Raw genomic sequence first — 18,519 nt, 5'->3', positions numbered from 1 at the left:
CACAAGCCAATCCTCTCAGAAAGGTAAAAACCACCTTTCCATGAGGCTCGTCTTGTCATGTCGGGGGTGACCAAGGCGCTTCCGCTTTTCTATTAAGGAGGAAAAACATGACCGTACGTTTATTGATAGGCCGTTCCGGAAGCGGCAAAACGGAGTACTGCCTGAATGAAATCCGTGATGAACTGCGGTTCAGCCCGGATGGCGATCCGATTATCTATTTAGTTCCGGAACAGATGACGTTTCTATCAGAATATAAATTAATTACAACACCAGGTTTGAATGGAATGGTTCGTGGCCAGGTGTATTCTTTTACGCGCCTAGCCTGGAGAATTCTTCAGGAAACTGGAGGTATGAGCAGATACCATCTTAATAGTGTTGGCATCAGCATGCTGATCCGCAAAATCATTGAAGATAAAAAGGATGAGCTGAAGCTTTTCCAGCGGGCTGCCGATAAGAATGGATTTATCCAGCAAATCGAACAGATGATGACAGAATTTAAACGTTATTGTGTCAATCCTGATGAGCTGGCAGAGCGGCAGAATCAGCTTTCAGCCGGCGGGGAATCGAACAAAGCACTGCAGGATAAGCTTCATGATCTTGAATTAATCTATAAAAACTTTGAAGAATCCCTTTCCGGAAAATATACAGATTCTGAAGATTATTTCCGTTTGCTTGCGGAAAAAGCCGCGCAATCACAGTATCTAAAAAATGCAGAAGTTTATATAGATGGCTTTTATAGCTTTACACCGCAGGAATATATGATCGTTGAGCAGCTTATGAAACTGTGCAAAAAGGTAACCATTACACTCACGCTTGATCGACCGTTTAAGCAAAGCACTCCTGATGATCTTCATTTATTCAGGATGTCGGGTGAAAACTATCAAACGATCTTTGAAATGGTTTCCCGGAATGGCTTGGATGTGGAAGAGATCAAGCTTACTGATCAAAAAAGGTGGAACACGCATTCCCTGAGGCATCTCGAAGCCAATTTTGACAGCAGGCCTGCTGTCGCTTTTTTAGGAGAGGCAGACATTCATATTGGACAGGCTGTCAATAGGAGAGCCGAAATCGAAGGTGTCGCCAGAAAGATAAACCAGCTCATCCGCATCGAAGGATACCGTTACAGAGATATTGCGGTCCTCGCAAGAAATGGACAGGATTATCATGACATGATTGAAACCATATTCCATGACAATGATATTCCTTATTTCATTGACCAAAAAAGGACAATGCTGAATCACCCTCTAGTGGAGTTAATTCGCTCGACCTTGGAAATCATCAATGGGAACTGGCGATATGAACCGATCTTTAGAGCGGTTAAGACTGAGCTGATCTTTCCGTCCAAGTTAAATCAATCCCGATTGCGGGAGCAGATGGATAGGCTTGAAAACTATGTTCTTGCCTATGGCATTCAGGGGGATAAGTGGACGAAGAAGAAAAGATGGATTTACAGAAGGATTAGAGGGCTGGAGTTTGAAGCAGTTGCCCAGACAGATGCCGAAAAGAAAACCGAAGATGAATTAAACGATCTTCGGGAAATGATCACCGGCCCGATTTTAAGACTAACCCGCCGTCTTAAAAAAGCTGATAATGGCCGTAAATATTGTGAAGCATTGTTTTTATACCTTGAAGAACTTGATGTTCCATTAAAGCTCGAACAGTGGAAAACGGCTGAAGAGGAAAAGGGGAACCTTGTTAAGTCAAGGGAACATGGCCAGGCATGGAATGCCATTATGGACCTTCTCGATCAATATGTTGAAATGCTGGGTGAAGAAGAAGTTACACTTAAACGGTTTGCTTCTATCCTTGATGCCGGAATGGAATCGCTGCGCTTTACACTTGTTCCTCCTGCCATAGATCAGGTTATGGCAGCAGATTTGGAGAGATCCCGTTTAACTGACATTAAAGCTGCTTTTGTCATTGGCCTTAACGAAGGAGTACTCCCAGCCAAATTCACGGAGGACGGTGTGCTTGCGGATGAAGACAGGGAAAAGCTGCATGGAAATGGCATGAAGCTTGCCCCAGGGAGCCGCACCCGCCTTCTTGATGAGGAATTTTTAGCCTATAAAGCCTTTGTGACCCCATCAGAAAGGCTCTTTATCAGCTATCCGCTGGCAAATGAAGAAGGCAAGGCACTCATGCCATCTCCTTTCATTAAAAGAATGGGAGATTTATTCCCGGAATGCAGGCTGCATGCCTTTATGGCCGATCCGGCGGAATTGCCGGAAGCTGAACAGCTTGAATATGCGGATAATGTTAATACTGCACTTTCTTATCTGACTTCACAGCTGCAGCTGAAGAAGCGAAACTATCCGATTTATGATTTGTGGTGGGATGTTTACAATTTTTATTTGGAAAATGAGCAATGGAGAAGGCCGGCACTAAAGGTCCTTTCCAGCCTCAATTATGAAAATCGCACACAGCAGCTTGGTGAAGACATTAGTAAAGAGCTGTATGGCGACCATATCCAGGCAAGTGTATCGAGAATGGAATTATTTCACAGCTGTCCGTTCTCCCATTTTGCCCAGCACGGCCTAAGGCTGCGGGAAAGGCAGGTATACCGTCTGGAGGCGCCCGATATTGGAGATTTATTCCACGCTGCATTAAAATATATTGCTGAAACAGTAATGACTCAAAAGCTTTCATGGACGGATATGACCAGGGAACAATGTGAAATTCTCGCAAAAGAAGCAGTCGAAATGCTTGCCCCTAAATTGCAAAATGAGATTCTCTTAAGCTCAAACAGGCATCACTATATTAAGAGAAAACTTGAACAAATCATCAGCCGGGCATCATTTGTCATCAGCGAGCATGCCAAATCAAGCGGATTTTCGCCAGTCGGGCTTGAACTGGGATTCGGCCCGAAAGGAGAATTGCCTTCGCTCGTTTTCCCACTTAAAAATGGGTCGAAAATGGAGCTAGTCGGCAGAATTGACAGGGTGGATAAAGCCCAGGACACAAACGGAACATTTTTACGAGTAATTGACTATAAATCGAGCTCCAAAGACTTGAATGTCAGCGAAGTCTACTATGGCATTGCCCTGCAAATGCTTACCTACCTGGATATTATTATTGCCCATTCCAATGCTTTGATTGGAACGGACGCAGATCCTGCGGGAGTTCTGTATTTCCATGTCCATAATCCAATTGTAAGCACATCAAAAATGCTGACATTGGAAGATATAGAACAGGAACTCTACAAAAAATTCAAAATGAATGGACTAATGCTTGGGGATGAAAATGTCATCCGGTTAATGGACCAGACGCTTGAAACAGGGGATTCATCAATCATTTCCGCTGGGTTCAAGAAGGACGGGTCCATTTCAAAACGGTCCAAGGTTGCCAGCAGGCAGGAGTTTGACTATTTACGGCGTTATGTAAGGAAAATGTATACAAGTACCGGGAACCACATTACAGAGGGGACTGTCGATATTGCCCCTTATAAGATGAAGGAAAAAACGCCGTGTACGTTTTGTGCATATAAATCAGTTTGCCAATTTGATGAATCGCTTGAAACTAATGATTACAGGCTGTTTGTTCCCAAGGCTAAAGAAGACGTTATAGAAACCATCAAGAAGGAGGTGGAGGAAGATGAAAATGGCCATACCGCCTAAGCCGGCAGATGCAACTTGGACAGATGACCAATGGAAAGCCATTATGGCAAAAGGCCAGGATATCCTGGTTGCCGCCGCAGCAGGATCCGGAAAAACGGCTGTTCTTGTTGAAAGGATCATCAATAAAATTATCGCAGCAGAAGATCCCATCAATGTCGATGAACTGCTGGTTGTAACCTTTACGAATGCATCAGCAGCCGAGATGAGGCACCGGATCGGCGAGGCTCTTGAAAAAGCCATCAATGTTAATCCAAAGTCCGTCCACCTCAGAAAGCAGGTAAGTTTATTAAATAAGGCATCCATATCCACCTTGCACTCATTCTGTCTGGAGATAATCCGCAAATATTATTATATGACTGATATTGACCCGGGCTTTCGGATCGCTGACGAAACGGAAGCTCAGCTGTTAAGGGATGAAGTTCTCGAGGATCTTTTTGAAGAGGAGTACGGCAAGGAGGGGAATGATGCTTTCTTCGCCCTTGTTGATACATTTACAAATGACAGAAGCGATACCGCCCTTCAGGATATTATCCGGGACTTATACGATTTTGCCCGTTCTAATCCTTCTCCAAATCAATATCTCGACTCAATAGTTGAGATGTATAATGTGGATGGAACTTCAAGCCTTGAACAGCTGCCGTTTGTCCGTTCCCTCTTGAATGACGTTGATCTGCAGCTGAAAGGAGCCAAGCAGCTGCTGGAGTTTGGCCTTGAACTGACCAAGCTTCCTGGCGGACCGGCTCCGAGGGCTGAAAACTTTATTGCAGATTTGCATGTTGTTAATATCCTTATTGAAGCGAAAGGTGATTCATGGTCATCTCTTTATGAAGCCATGCAATCATGGTCATTCGGAAGGGCAAAGACTTGTAAGGGCGATGACTATGATGAAGCTTTGGTAGAGAAAGCAAAAAAACTGAGGGATCAAGCAAAGAAGATTATATCTGATCTTCAGGAAGAGCTATTTGGACGGCGCCCGGAAAGCTTCATCAGGGATATGGCGGAAATGAAGCCCCATATTGAAACGCTGGTTTCCTTAGTTAAGGATTTTTCCGTCCGATTTGGGCAGGTAAAAACGGAAAAAGCCCTTGTTGATTTTGCAGATCTTGAGCATTATTGTCTGGAAATCCTTGCAGCAACCGGTGAAGACGGCAGACTGTTGCCATCAGAGGCTGCTCTAGCCTGCCGAAATCAGTTTAAAGAGGTGCTGGTGGATGAGTATCAGGACACAAACATGGTTCAGGAAGCCATTTTACAATTAGTTACGGCAGATTCTGAAGAAAACGGAAATCTTTTTATGGTGGGAGATGTGAAGCAGTCGATCTACCGTTTCCGCCTGGCAGAACCCAATTTATTTTTAGGCAAGTATACCCGTTTTGGCCAAAATGGCGGAGAAACAGGGCTGAGAATTGATTTGGCACGAAATTTCAGAAGCCGTAAGGAAGTGCTTCATGGCACCAACTATATTTTTAAACAAATCATGGGTGTTGCTGTTGGTGAAATTGAATATGATGAGCCAGCTGAACTGGTAAAAGGAGCTCCTTATTCAGAGGATCAGGGACATCCAGTGGATTTGGCCATTATCGATCTGGAAGGAAACGACCGGGACGAAACGCAGCCTGAAGATCTTCATGATGGCTTTGACAGCACTGAGTTGGCGCAATCACAGCTAGAAGCAAGATATATGGCTGCTAAAATTAAAGAAATGATTGGGGAGCGCAAAGAAGTTTACAATCCGAAAACCCAGTCAGGGCGTCCTGCCATGTACCGGGATATTGTGATCCTGCTTCGGTCTATGACATGGGCACCGCAGATTATGGAGGAATTCAAGCAGCAGGGAATTCCTGTCTATGCCAACCTTTCAAGCGGTTATTTTGAGGCAACGGAAGTCGCGATTATGATGTCCCTTCTTAAAGTGATTGATAACCCATACCAGGACATTCCGCTTGCTTCAGTTCTAAGATCTCCTATATTGGGATTGACGGAGGAAGAACTGGCTCAGATCAGGATCCATAACAAAAGAGGTTCTTTTTACGAAGCGCTGATCTCCTTCTGCCGGATTGAGCCAAGTCTTGAGACAGGCGAATTATATGAAAAAGTCCGTCCGTTTTTCGATCAGCTTAAAGAATGGCGTGTAATGGCAAGACAGGGCTCACTTTCCGAGCTTATTTGGCATCTGTACAGAGAAACCCGCTTCTATGATTTTGTCGGCGGCATGCCAGGCGGAAAACAGAGGCAGGCGAATCTTCGCGCTTTATATGACAGAGGCAGACAGTATGAAGCAACTTCCTTCAGGGGATTATTCCGCTTCCTGAGATTCATTGAGCGGATGCGGGATAGAGGGGATGACCTTGGTGCTGCCCGTGCATTGGGTGAACAGGAAGACGTTGTGCGCCTAATGACCATCCATAGCAGCAAGGGACTTGAATTTCCGTTCGTTTTCATAGCGGGGCTCGCCCGTAATTTTAATACGATGGATTTGAAAAAACCATACATGCTGGACAAGGAATTTGGATTTGCTGCTAAGTATGTGAATGCTGAAAAAAGAATTTCTTATCCATCACTTCCGCAAATTGCTTTTAAACGGAAAAAGAAGATGGAAATGCTTGCGGAGGAAATGCGCGTTCTATATGTGGCCTTAACTCGGGCGAAGGAAAAGCTATTCCTGGTCTCCTCCGTAAAAAGTGCAGAAAAGAGACTGAGCCAATGGCTGCAGACTGCTGAACATAGGGATTGGCTTTTGACTGAGTTCGACCGTGCCTCTGCAAACAGCTATCTGGACTGGATCGGTCCATCCCTGGTCAGACATAGAGATTGTGAAACATTGCGAGGGGAAACGACACAAGTAAGCCCACTAGTCCCATCAGATATTTTTGAGCATCCTTCATGCTGGAACATTACGATTATGAAAAGCGGAGAAGCTGCCATGCTGTCTTCAGAACCAGATGAGAGTTCAGAAGACTTACTGCAATTGGTTTATGAAGGCAAGCAGGTTACTGCAGAATCGGATTATAAGGAAAAAGTACAGGAACAACTTTTATGGAAATATTCCTATAAGCAGGCTGCCCAGCACCGCTCCAAACAATCCGTTTCAGAAGTGAAGCGGCAGCGGGAAATTTTTTCTGATGAAGATAGCGGCACGGAATTAATCCGTAAAATAAATAAACCGCTGTTAAGCCGCCCTCGGTTTATGCAGGAAAAAGCACTTTCGCCGGCTGAACGTGGAACCGCCATGCACGCAGTGATGCAGCATATTGATTTCAGCAGGGCGGCAACATTGGATTCCGTTTCAACTAAGATGGATGAGATGGTTCATACCGAACTGTTGACGGAAGAGCAGCGGGAAAGCGTCGATCCGCAGCTGATCGTGCAGTTTTTTGAAAGTGATCTTGGACGGAGAATGGTCCAGGCAGCATCAATCCGAAGAGAAATCCCATTCAGTTTATCGTTTCCTGCACGCGAAATCTATCCTGACTGGCAAGGAGAAGATGAGCCGGTTTTAATCCAGGGGATTGTAGACTGTGTGTTTGAAGATGAAAAGGGCCTGGTGCTCCTTGACTATAAAACGGATGGAATCACCGGCCGATTCAAAGGCGGCTTTACCGAAGCAAAACCGGTTCTTGAAGACAGATACAAAGTGCAAATCGATATGTACACAAGAGCACTCGAACAAATTTTAAAAAGGGAAGTCAATGAAAGGTACCTATTTTTCTTTGACGGTGCCCATTCTATTAAGGTAGAGAAATAGGAAAAACCGACAGACTATGGTCCTGCCGGTTTTTTTAATTTTGGGGAGCGTTTTTAATGAAATGTGAGGACAGTAAAACCGGAGAACGAGCAAAGACTGTGGACATTGACGTAATTTTGAAGGAAGTGAAGCAAAAAGGTCTGGTCTAGACGCAAGTAATGTAAACTGGTTGGAACTCTGCGCGTAAATGAAGAAAATGCTCACATAAACAAGGTAAGTCTGCGCATAAAAGGATGAACCCCGTACGAAAAAGGCATCGCCCGCGACAAGAGGGATTCTCACGCGCACTCAACAAACATGCTTCTTTATCACCCTCCGATTAGGGTAATCTAAAAAAAGGAGGCTTCCCCATGGGAAAAAAGAGGACGGAAACAGGAGCATGCGAATTGTGTTTAAGGGAGGAAGTGGAGATTACAATACATCATTTGACACCGAAAGAAATGGGAGGAACCTTCCTGCCGACTGCAAATTTATGTATCCCCTGCCATAAGCAGATCATGCTTTATATACAAATGTTGAGCTCGGAGCAAGGCTGAACACAATCGAATTATTGCAGAAGGACGAGAAAACAGGAAAGTATCTGAAGTGGATTAAGAAACAGCCTTCTTCCAAGCTAACAAAAGCAAGGAAATCGAACGAAATAAAATCAAAAGGACGATAACACTAGGCTATCGTCCGGATTAAGATTAATGTTTTCAAAATCCTTATTAGTTATTCCCGACGGTTGGCTGGTCAATTAGGTTGGTATCCAGCACATTGCTGGCATTTAGGCCATTGTTAGTAATGATAAATCCGCCGGTGTTCAAGGCTCCCTGTCCTGAGGTTGATTTGGAATTGCTTTTAGGTGAGATATATAGCGTGTCACCAAATTGTACAACTCCCCCTCCGACATTTATAATTTGTACCGGTCCAATTATAGCTGGCATGATAAACATCCTTTTTTAAAATTATTTATAAGCATACTTTATGCTCTTCCAGATTTATTATTTTTTTGGAAAGAGCTGGCGTATATGCTTCACACGTGTTTCCATTGAAATATGCTTGCTGCTGCCAATATGGATAATGGAAGAGGAAGAAACACCAATCACATCGATATTTTGCACTTTTATGACTGGATTCATCTGAGTTGTCTGGATTGATATTTCTTCTTCAATGGGCAGGAAGGGAATCGATTCGCTGAATATCGGATAAACAGAAAAATTCCCTTCCCTGGCGTTAAAAACCTCTGCTTCCCGCTGTACCGCTATAGCCCTGGAGAAACCCTGAATATAGGAGGAATCTCCAATCTCAAAGATGGAAGAAAATGCAATGGTATCAATGTTAATTTTATCTACGGCTGAAATTCTCTGCAGCATGATCCTTACTCCGGTGTAAGCGGCACAAAAGGCCCTACTAAGAGTGATTCTGCTGGTGTATCAAATGTAGCCGCTAGCTGGATCGTTTCCGTATCTCCTACCATAAGGACAGAGGAACTAGATACACCCAGTACTCTGATATTTCCTACGCACAAATCCCTGTTATATACTTGATAGTTCATTCTTTATTCATTCCTTTCATATTCTCAGGCAGATGAGAGATAAAGGCATAGACCCCGTTTTGAATTTCCTTTTTTAAATGCTCAATAACTTCGGCATTATCGTTTTCCTGTGGTCCCCGGCTTGCAGCCTGCTGCTTAATGTAGAAATCAATTCTGTTCGGTAGCTGCTTCTTAATGTCCTCATTGATAAACGCAATATAAGAATCGTCTGCAGATACATTTAACTTTTGTTGAACAGTGGAGACCATTTCCGGCAATTCGCTTTCTAAATATTGATAGATGGCATCTTCAATTTCCATCGTTCTTTTCATGTGGTTTTTTGGCGATATAGGTGCTTTGATATTTTTGTTATCGACGGCAAAATCTTCAATGTTTTGCAGCTCGGAAGGATTAAGTCCTATGTTTAAGGTTCCTTCAAGAGACTCCACCTTAAGCTGGTCGAATTTATATTCAATCCGGTCCACCTGCATAGGGGGGCGGCTTTTAAGAGCCGCAGTTTCTCCCTGAAGCTTCTTGACCATTGCTTCCAGGCTGCGGATTCTTCTTTCCTGAGCCTCTACGAAAGCATGCAATTGCTGAAGATAGGAATGAAATTGCTGGTTCATGCGCACCACCTCGCTTTTATTATTCAATCCCTATGCTTGGGTTGTGCCCCCCAAGGGAACTGCAGGGGTAGTTAATAAAGATCCGGGGGGACCTGGAGGCCCAGGGGCTTCTGCTTCCGGTGCAGGTTCTGTAAATCCCCCTGTGTTATATAAATAGGAGGCCGGCCTGATAATCCCTGCACTTCCGATCTGCATAACGGAAGAGTTTGTGATCCCGCCTATTTTTATAAAATTGATATGGATCGATTGCTGTATATAAAAATTCATGATATCACCCGTTTTTAAGCATTAAAATAGTTTCCCTGGTCAACGCCATCTGAATCGTACGTATTCGTTGAGCTCCGATTATTATAAACATTCAGCCCGTCACCTGTGTTAAAAGACCCAGCGCCAGAAAATGTCTTAGCATTTGATACAGGCATGATTTTGTAAACATCCCCTATGTTAAAAACCGCGCTGCTTCCGATTGATATAACCTGTGCGACTCCAACAATAGCTGGCATATATAACACCCTTTTTCATTATTTCTTGTATATCGTATGTGCCTAAAAGCTGAGTGTGATTAATTAGCCCAAATATCTTCGGCTGGTACGCTTCAATTAAATCGGGAGCTTTTGATAAAACTTGAAAGAAAAGCAACACAAAACTCCACTCCCAGTTCACCAAATTTTCGAATTTATGTTCTATAACAGACGAAAAATCTGACAAACTGTCTCATTATATGTGATAATATAGAAATAAATACAGAATTAACGAAATATTCAGTGAGGTGACTGTAAAATGAATGTACCTTTAGTATTAACTCAATTTTTAGATCGCGCTGTTGCTCTTTACGGTTCTAAAAAGGCTATTTTTGCAGATGACAGAGCTTTTACATACGAAGAATTAAACAGGAGGGTCAATCAGCTTTCCCATGGTTTGAAAGCGCTTGAAGTCCAGAAGGGGGACCGGGTTGCATATCTTGCGCCAAATTCAGTTGAGATGCTTGAAGGGTTTTATGGAGTTTTTCAGCTAGGCGGGATCATGGTTCCTTTAAATATACGTTTAAAGCCAGAGGATTATCTGTTCATATTAAACCATAGTGAGTCGAAGATCCTGTTTGTCGACCAGGAGCTTTATCATCTTATTCTTCCTGTAAAAGATAAGCTAAGGACCGTTGAAAAAATTATTGTTCATTACAAGGATGAAGCGACAGATGAAACGGATTACGATCTATGGCTAGAAAACCAAAGCTGCGTGTCTTTTGATAGGGAAATACTGGATGAAAATGATGTGTGCAGCCTTTTATATACAAGCGGGACAACGGGCAATCCGAAAGGCGTTATGCTGACACACCGCAATAATTACCTGCATGCTTTGACGACCATGCACCACCTGCGCGTCCGGGATCAGGATGTGCTGCTTCATGTATTGCCCATGTTCCATGTAAATGGGTGGGGCTCTCCTTTTTATTACACAGCAAATGGCGCTGTCCAGGTGTGCATGAGAAAAGCCACTCCTGAGAAGATCTTTGAAGCGCTGCAAAAGCATAAAGTGTCTGTTATGCATATGGCACCCACTGTCCTGAATTCACTTATGCAATATTATGAACAGCAAGTTCCGACTATTGAACAGGATGTCAGGGTAGTTATTGCAGGTTCGGCTCCGCCTCCAGCTTTCGTTACAAGAGTAGAAAAGGAGCTTGGCTGGGAGTTTATACAGGTATACGGAATGACCGAATCATCTCCATTAAGCACCGTATCGACTATTCGGTCCCATCTGAAAGATTTGCCGCTTAACCAACAATATCGAATGAAAGCTAAAGCAGGCCATCAGATGATTGGCTGTGAAGTAAAAGTAATTAATGAGCACGGAGAAGAAGTAGCCCATAACGGCAGCGAGATTGGGGAATTAGTGGTCCGAAGCAACGGGGTGATGAAAGGCTACTGGAAAAATGAAGAGGCGACTATGGAAGCTATTAGGGGTGGCTGGCTTCATACCGGCGATATGGCGAATGTCGATGAATACGGAAATATTGACATCGTTGACCGAAAAAAAGATATTATCATCAGCGGAGGCGAAAACATTTCTTCTATAGAAATTGAAGGCGCGTTATATGAGCATCCGGCCATCCTTGAAGCTGCAGTAATTGCAGTACCGCATGAAAAATGGGGTGAAACACCGCATGCATTTGTCGTCTTAAGAAGCGGCAAAACATTAACCGAGCAGGAAGTCATTGGTTTTACCAGGGAAAAACTTGCCCATTTTAAGGCGGTAACCGGGGTTACATTCGTCGAAGAGCTGCCGAAAACCGCTTCAGGAAAAATCCAAAAAATACATCTCCGCAACGATTATTGGGAATCCCGAGGAAAAAAAGGGCGGTTTGTTAATTAACTGGAAGGGGACCAGCAGCCCATGCTGCGGTCTCTTTATTTTTTTACTGGACAATTATGAGGGCTCTCTCTATCATAAAGGTTATATTTTTGTTTCCAAAAAAAGGAGTCGTTTTATGCACAAACCAGTTAGCCCTGTCCTGGAGAAGGACCGGATCATTTCATTGGATATTATGAGAGGCTTTGCCATCCTGGGGATTTTTTTAGTAAATATGCTGTCATTCCACTCGCCGTTTTTATATCTTGATCCATTTGAATGGTGGAACAGCCCTGCTGATAAAAGCACATATGTTTTTATTGATATCTTCGTACAGGCAAGTTTTTATCCGTTATTTTCCATGTTATTCGGGTATGGTTTAGTGATTTTAAGGGACCGGGCCATTGCCAAAGGGCTGCCGTTCAGAGGGATGGCGGCGAGAAGATTGTCATTGCTGCTGTTAATAGGCATAATTCATGCTCTTCTTATTTGGCATGGAGATATCCTGATCAACTATGCAATTTTTGGATTTATCTTTTTGCTTTTTATAAAATTGAGCGGGAAGAATATGCTCTTGACTGGGATCTTGCTCTACATCATTCCTAACTTATTATTTGCTCTTCTATTTATCGTGACTGTTCTGTTTGTACCTGCCGAGGAATTGTCTATCTATGATCCTGCCGCAGCGAAAGTATCTTTGCAAGTATACCAAAATGGCAGCTTCGCAGAAATCACGGCCCAAAGGATGGAGGATTGGTATTTAGTTAATAATCTTGCCTCATTGCCAATCATGTTCGCTTCCATTTTCCCTCTGTTTTTAATAGGAGGAGGGGCGGCCAAGTTAAAGTGGCTTGAAGAACCGGCGAAAGGTCGAGGGTTTTTAAGGAAGCTAATGATTGGATCCCTTGCTGCAGGCTTAGTCTTTAAATTGCTTCCATATTTGCTGGAAGGCAACCTGGCAGTGGATTTTCTTCAGGACATCTTCGGCGGGCCGCTTTTAGCGATTGGGTATGGTCTCGCAATTGTATTGGCCATTAATAACGGTACTATTTCGAAGATGCTAATGCCACTCTCTTATGTCGGCAAATTATCACTTTCCAATTATCTTTTGCAGTCCATTATCTCGACTTTGATTTTTTACAGCTATGGATTAGGCTTTTATGGTGAGATCTCCGCTTTCGGCGGAACGATACTAGTCATTTTCATCTTCGCCCTGCAAGTAATGGGAAGCGGCTACTGGGTTTCCCGTTATTACTATGGTCCGGTTGAATGGCTTTGGAGGAGTTTTACTTATTTAAAACTGCCAAATTGGAGGCGGCGGGCTTGATGAGAAGAATTTTAATCATAGGGGCTGGGGGAGCAGGCAAATCGACTTTAGCCGGCACCCTCGGCCAAAAACTTGGGATTCCGGTCTATCATTTGGATTCGCTATTTTGGAAGCCAAACTGGACACCACTTCCGCGTGAACAATGGAAGATAACAGTACACAAGCTATTAAAGAAAGAAGAGTGGATTCTTGATGGCAACTTCGGCTCCACTCTTGATATGCGAATAGAAGCTGCCGACACTATTATTTTCCTTGATTACTCTTCGGTTCGATGCCTTTATGGTGTCGTGAAAAGAAGAATCCAATATCACGGCAAAACCCGTCCGGATATGGGGAAAGGGTGCCCAGAAAAACTGGATTGGAAATTTTTAAAATGGGTTGCGGGCTATAAAAAGTATAAATCTCCCGAAATCATTAGCAAGCTTTCAAAACTGGAAAATAAGCAGATACTACATTTTCATACTCCTGCAGAGACTTACGAATTTCTTAAAGAGTTATAGATAGAGGTCACCTAGTGGGCCTCTTTTTCATAATTAACGTTAAATAGTCTCGTAAGTCTGACAATTTGTATTATACTTAAAATATGATGAATAAAAATGAGGTGATGAGATGAAGTTTGTTACAGCAAAGGATAGCAGAGGCAGTTTTGTCGGACTTATTGATGGATCCGGGACTAGAGTTTTGCCGCTAGCTGCTGCCGCAGAAAAAATGGAAGGAAGCAGTGATTTCCCAGCTTCACTAAAGGAATGCATTGCATTAGGGGATGCATTCATTGAAAAAGTACATACATTAACTGATTGGGTAAGCAGCAGTTCTGAAAGAGATGAATTATATCTCCCGCTGGATTCTGTTACATTGCAGGCCCCAATTCCGCGCCCGGATAAAAATATCTTTTGTATTGGGAAAAACTATGCGGAGCATGCCATCGAAATGGGCAGCAAAGCGGATATTCCGGAGCATATTATGGTTTTTACAAAAGCGCCCACAACAGTAATAGGCCCAGATGAAACAGTACTTAACCATAAAGAAGTAACCTCTCAGCTTGATTATGAGGGAGAGCTTGCCGTTATTATCGGAAAAACAGGACGGGCCATTCCAAAAGAAGAAGCATTGGATTACGTATTTGGCTACACGATCATTAATGATGTTACAGGAAGAGACCTGCAATCCCGCCATAAGCAATTTTTTATCGGAAAAAGCCTGGATACAACCTGTCCGATGGGACCATGGATTGTTCATTCATCCGCTGTAGAAAATCCCAACAAGCTGGATATCCAAACAACAGTAAACGGAGAAATGAGACAAAGCTCGAATACGGAAAACTTTATTTTCCCCATTGAAGAAATCATTTCTGTTTTATCCAGGGGTATGACACTCGAGCCGGGAGATATTATCGCTACAGGTACGCCTGCCGGTGTCGGGAAAGGCTTCAAGCCGCCGCGTTTCCTGCAGCCGGGAGATACGGTAGAAATTACAGTTGAAAAAATCGGTTCTTTAACAAATTCGATAGAAAAATAATGTCTAGACCTATGCAATTGCTGCATAGGTCTTGTTTTGTATGAAAGTAGTTCGTTTAAGCACGGGAAAATGGCTTATATCTGCGAAAAAAATTTTTATCAACGAATTTGGCAATATATCATCGAAAACCGGCAGGATTTCAACGAATCGTTCTTTTCGCCCCTACACCCCACCAAACCTAAGTCGATGTCTATGACCAATATCACACTCCGCCATAAAAATTTCACAAAATATATTTATATTACGCTTAACCAGTACCATAATTTTAGGATTTTCGATTTCAATATGATATGATGGTATCGAATTTTACACTAGGAGGCACTGGAATGATACATGCCCACATAACGACATGGTTTTTAGCACTAGTTTTATTTATCGTTGCCCTTGTCATGCATAGAAGCGGCAAACAAAAAGGTCTAAAAGTGGTTCAAATGATTTTAAGGCTGTTTTACTTGCTGATCATTGGAACAGGCGTATGGATTCTAAGCACCCTTAACAGCATTGATATGCTATATGTATTAAAGTCATTAGTTGGCTTATGGGTAATCGCTATGTTTGAAATGATCATTATTCGTACTGTAAAAGGAAAGAAAACCTCAATTCTATGGATCCAGTTCATTATTGCTTTAATTCTGGTTCTTTATTTAGGTTTTGTACAATTGCCTTTAACATTTATGACGTAAATAGGGAATTTTTTTGAAAAAGCTGCTGAAAAAGGCAGCTTTTTCTAATTTTGTCATGTCATGTCTGCCCTGAATATGGTATTTTAATAAAGATAAGAAACTATAATTTGACAGTTGTCCAGTTTAAGGGCCTGCTGCGCAAGGTACGAAGCCTATGGGCTTCTTGCTTTCTTTTTAGGAATGACATTACTATGATGGTGGGTTTTTATGGCTAAAACAATAACATGTCTTTATGAGAATACTAACCAGCTGAATAGTTTCATAGATGAGAACGAATTAGATGAATACCCGAATCTGCTTGTACAGGTTTTTACAGGGATAATTGAGGAAGAATTTATATCGAATTTGCAAAAGGAATTGGCCAAAAAGCTTCCTTTTGCTGCTATTGCCGGCTGTTCTACATCCGGAGAAATATACGAAGGCCGCATTACTGAAAATCAAACAGTCATCTCTTTTACGGCTTTTAAAAAAACAGAATTAAAATCATTTCTGCTGCAGGAGAAGGATTTTAAAGATAGCTATGAGATGGGCAAAGCTCTGGCACAGGAACTGGCTATTTTTAATACAAAAGCTTTAATTCTATTTCCGGCTGGCTTTAATGTTGACTCTTCTTCATTGGTTGAAGGGATATATGAAACAAATGCGGATATGGTTATTGCTGGAGGGATCGCAGGGGATAATGGATTATTTCAGGAAGGCTTTGCTTTTACACAAGAAGGAATTACTCAAAATGGTCTTGCTGCAATAGCGCTTCAAAACGGCCATATTTCAGCGCGTTCGTTTACAAACTACCGATGGCAGGAAATTGGAAAAAGGTTTACGGTCACAAAGGCTTCAGGTTCCATCATCTATTCCATTGACCATAAGACACCTTTGCATATATTAAAGAATTATCTAGGAGAAGCTTTCATAAAAGATTTGCCCAAATCAGGAACAGAATTCCCATTCCTGTTAACCTATCGCGGTGAGAAAGTGTCAGTTTTTATCATTAAAATGCTTGAAAATGGGGCAATCAAGGTTAACCGGATGATTAATGAAGGGGATACTCTTACCTTTGCATATGCAAATCTGGAAGAAATCATCGACAGGTCTTTGCAGGAATTAAAAAAACTGGGGAAAGAGCCAGCAGAATCTATCTTTATATATAATTGTATGGCACGCAAACAGTTTGCAAGAGATTTTACCGAAAAAGAACTGGCAATGTTCCAAGGAATTGCTCCTGCAAACGGGTTCTTTTCTTATGGAGAGATTGCTTCGCGAACTGGCGATTATCCAAAGATTGTCGGACATTCACTTACCTATCTTGCCGTATCGGAAAGTGTTGTTGGATCTAAGAAAAGCTCTGCAGATACATACATTTATGAGAAGCCTGACCATTTTAAAACGATTGTTTCTCTAACCCGCCTGATGCATGCTTCTCAGGATGACATAGAGAATCTAAACAGCAGCCTGAAGATTTCGGAACAATATTATAAATCATTATTTAATAATAATGCTGATTTTGTTTATTCAACAGATATGAAAGGACATTTTACAAGTGTTAATCCGGCATTTGAAAAAACCTTTGGATACAACAGTGATGAAATACTGGGAAAATCAGCTTTGGGCTACGTGAGAAATGAAGATATCCCGCGGGTGAGAATGCATTTTTACCGGGCGATAAGAGGAAAAGAACAATATTACAATGTGTATATAGATTCAAAGTCAGGGGAGACATGCCTTTTTCAGCTGAAAAACATCCCAATCACAGTTAATGGGGAATGTGTAGGCATTTACGGAATCGGCAGAAATATTACCGAGCAGAAGAAAATTGAAGATAAAATTACAGAGCTTGCGTATTTCGACCAGGACACCGGTCTGCCAAACAGAATGAAATTTACAGAGCAGCTGGATCTTCTTTTGAAGAGGGCAAAAAAGAAAAGGAAAATACTTGCAGTTCTTTCAATTGATATTGACCGCTTTAAAATCATAAATGATAGTCTGGGTCATTTTGCAGGCGACATGGTTTTAAAGGAAATTTCTGAAAGAATTGAAAAGGTCTTGCCATCAGGTTCTTATTTGGGCCGGTTCAGCGGGGATAAATTCACATTGATATTATCCAGGGATGTTACAGTAGACAGAGTTATGAAAACGTCCAAAAAGTTAATGGATGAAATATCGAAGCCCTTATTCCAGGCCAATCAGGAATTTATTGTCACAGCGAGCATAGGTGTCAGTTTATATCCGGGCGATGGGTTGGATGAGCATACATTGCTGAAAAACGCAGACGTGGCAACAAATCGTTCCAAGCAGCAGGGCGGAAACAGGGCAACCTTTTTCTCCATGGAAATGAACGAGCAGGCAATGGTCAGGCTTGAGCTTGAAAGCTATTTAAGGAAGGCTTTGCATAAAGATGAATTTTATTTATGCTATCAGCCTTTGATTGATTTAGAATCAGGCAATTTATACGGAAGCGAAGCCCTGATCCGCTGGAATCATCCCAAACTGGGCCTTATTTCGCCAGGGGAGTTCATTCCGCTTGCCGAGGAAACTGGCCTCATAGAGGAAATTGGCAGCTGGGTGTTGCGGACGGCATGCAAGCAAAATATGCGGTGGCAAACACTTGGCTATGATTCGCTTTCGATATCGGTTAATGTGTCGGCTTACCAATTCCAGCAGCCGGGTTTCCTAGATGAAGTAAAAAAAGCGTTAGAGCTATCCGGGATGGAACCACAGTATTTAACATTGGAATTAACTGAGAGCACCATGCTCAGAAATGTGGAATACAGCATCCAGGTCATGCAGGCGCTGCAGGCATTGGGCGTCAAGGTTTCGATAGATGATTTTGGCACAGGCTATTCCTCCTTGAGCTATCTTAAAGATCTTCCAATAAATACATTGAAGATAGACAGATCTTTTATAAACAACCTGCGTTTAAATACATCCGATATCGCTATTGTAAAAGCAATCATAACAATGGGGCATGGACTTGCAGTTAAAGTGGTGGCTGAGGGAGTGGAAACTAAGGAGCAGATTGAGCTTTTAAAAGAATTGAAATGTCATTATGCACAGGGATTTTATATTCATAAGCCGCTTATGACAACAGAATTTGAAGAAGGATTATCAAAAAAGGTGCAGATGTACAGCTAAGCAGGGTCAGTA

Annotated in this window: 14 protein-coding genes and 1 pseudogene; 9 read left to right on the top strand and 6 right to left on the bottom strand. The window is 42.4% G+C overall.

All coding sequences use genetic code 11. From position 1 onward, the window contains the following. Nucleotides 1–107: 107 nt before the first annotated feature. The 3 genes and pseudogenes from addB (at nt 108) to DFO73_RS14100 (ending at nt 8,020) form a co-directional block, all read left to right on the top strand. Nucleotides 108–3,614 (top strand): helicase-exonuclease AddAB subunit AddB, encoded by a 3,507-nt coding sequence (addB, locus tag DFO73_RS14110; protein ID WP_110065392.1) that lies wholly within the window; start codon nt 108–110, stop codon nt 3,612–3,614. Then, nucleotides 3,592–7,359, top strand: coding sequence for a helicase-exonuclease AddAB subunit AddA (gene addA / locus DFO73_RS14105; protein ID WP_258309490.1), 3,768 nt, complete (start codon nt 3,592–3,594; stop codon nt 7,357–7,359). The genes addB and addA overlap by 23 nt, the downstream gene beginning before the upstream one ends. A 350-nt stretch (nt 7,360–7,709) precedes the next feature. Next, nucleotides 7,710–8,020: pseudogene (locus tag DFO73_RS14100) on the top strand (HNH endonuclease). A gap of 46 nt (nt 8,021–8,066) precedes the next feature. Here the strand turns inward: DFO73_RS14100 and DFO73_RS14095 are convergent. Genes DFO73_RS14095 through DFO73_RS14070 form a run of 6 tightly spaced genes read right to left on the bottom strand, consistent with a single transcriptional unit; the run spans nt 8,067 to nt 10,004 of the window. Further along, a complete protein-coding gene (locus DFO73_RS14095) occupies nt 8,067–8,285 on the bottom strand; it encodes a spore germination protein (RefSeq protein ID WP_110065391.1) in 219 nt (72 codons plus the stop codon). 57 nt (nt 8,286–8,342) lie between these two features. Further along, nucleotides 8,343–8,714: a spore germination protein GerPE gene (locus tag DFO73_RS14090; protein WP_110065390.1), complete on the bottom strand. Its 372-nt coding sequence runs from the start codon at nt 8,712–8,714 to the stop codon at nt 8,343–8,345. A gap of 5 nt (nt 8,715–8,719) precedes the next feature. Beyond that, nucleotides 8,720–8,896, bottom strand: coding sequence for a spore gernimation protein GerPD (locus tag DFO73_RS14085; protein ID WP_110065389.1), 177 nt, complete (start codon nt 8,894–8,896; stop codon nt 8,720–8,722). After that, nucleotides 8,893–9,501, bottom strand: a complete 609-nt coding sequence (gene gerPC, locus DFO73_RS14080) for a spore germination protein GerPC (protein WP_110065388.1) — start codon at nt 9,499–9,501, stop codon at nt 8,893–8,895. The genes DFO73_RS14085 and gerPC overlap by 4 nt, the downstream gene beginning before the upstream one ends. A 30-nt stretch (nt 9,502–9,531) precedes the next feature. Continuing rightward, nucleotides 9,532–9,768 (bottom strand): spore germination protein GerPB, encoded by a 237-nt coding sequence (locus DFO73_RS14075; RefSeq protein WP_110065387.1) that lies wholly within the window; start codon nt 9,766–9,768, stop codon nt 9,532–9,534. 14 nt (nt 9,769–9,782) lie between these two features. Beyond that, on the bottom strand, nt 9,783–10,004 hold the full coding sequence (locus DFO73_RS14070) for a spore germination protein (protein ID WP_110065386.1): 222 nt from the start codon (nt 10,002–10,004) through the stop codon (nt 9,783–9,785). 277 nt (nt 10,005–10,281) lie between these two features. Between DFO73_RS14070 and DFO73_RS14065 the strand changes: the two genes are divergently transcribed. From DFO73_RS14065 to DFO73_RS14040, 6 genes are all read left to right on the top strand, one after another. Beyond that, nucleotides 10,282–11,874 (top strand): long-chain-fatty-acid--CoA ligase, encoded by a 1,593-nt coding sequence (locus tag DFO73_RS14065; protein ID WP_110065385.1) that lies wholly within the window; start codon nt 10,282–10,284, stop codon nt 11,872–11,874. Nucleotides 11,875–11,989: 115 nt separating this feature from the next. Beyond that, a complete protein-coding gene (locus DFO73_RS14060; RefSeq protein ID WP_110065384.1) occupies nt 11,990–13,177 on the top strand; it encodes a DUF418 domain-containing protein in 1,188 nt (395 codons plus the stop codon). Continuing rightward, nucleotides 13,177–13,677 (top strand): DNA topology modulation protein, encoded by a 501-nt coding sequence (locus tag DFO73_RS14055; protein WP_110065383.1) that lies wholly within the window; start codon nt 13,177–13,179, stop codon nt 13,675–13,677. Before DFO73_RS14060 ends, DFO73_RS14055 begins: the two co-directional genes overlap by 1 nt. A 109-nt stretch (nt 13,678–13,786) precedes the next feature. Next, nucleotides 13,787–14,695: a fumarylacetoacetate hydrolase family protein gene (locus DFO73_RS14050; RefSeq protein ID WP_110065382.1), complete on the top strand. Its 909-nt coding sequence runs from the start codon at nt 13,787–13,789 to the stop codon at nt 14,693–14,695. Between the two features lie 326 nt (nt 14,696–15,021). Continuing rightward, entirely contained in the window at nt 15,022–15,378 is a 357-nt protein-coding gene (locus DFO73_RS14045; RefSeq protein ID WP_110065381.1) for a YisL family protein, read from the top strand. Between the two features lie 207 nt (nt 15,379–15,585). After that, nucleotides 15,586–18,507 carry a bifunctional diguanylate cyclase/phosphodiesterase gene (locus tag DFO73_RS14040; protein ID WP_110065380.1) on the top strand — a complete coding sequence of 974 codons (2,922 nt, stop codon included), beginning with the start codon at nt 15,586–15,588 and terminating at the stop codon, nt 18,505–18,507. Nucleotides 18,508–18,519 lie beyond the last annotated feature (12 nt).

Source organism: Cytobacillus oceanisediminis (assembly GCF_003182355.1).
Classification (GTDB): domain Bacteria; phylum Bacillota; class Bacilli; order Bacillales; family Cytobacillaceae; genus Cytobacillus; species Cytobacillus oceanisediminis_A.
This window is presented reverse-complemented; position numbering and strand designations above follow the sequence as displayed.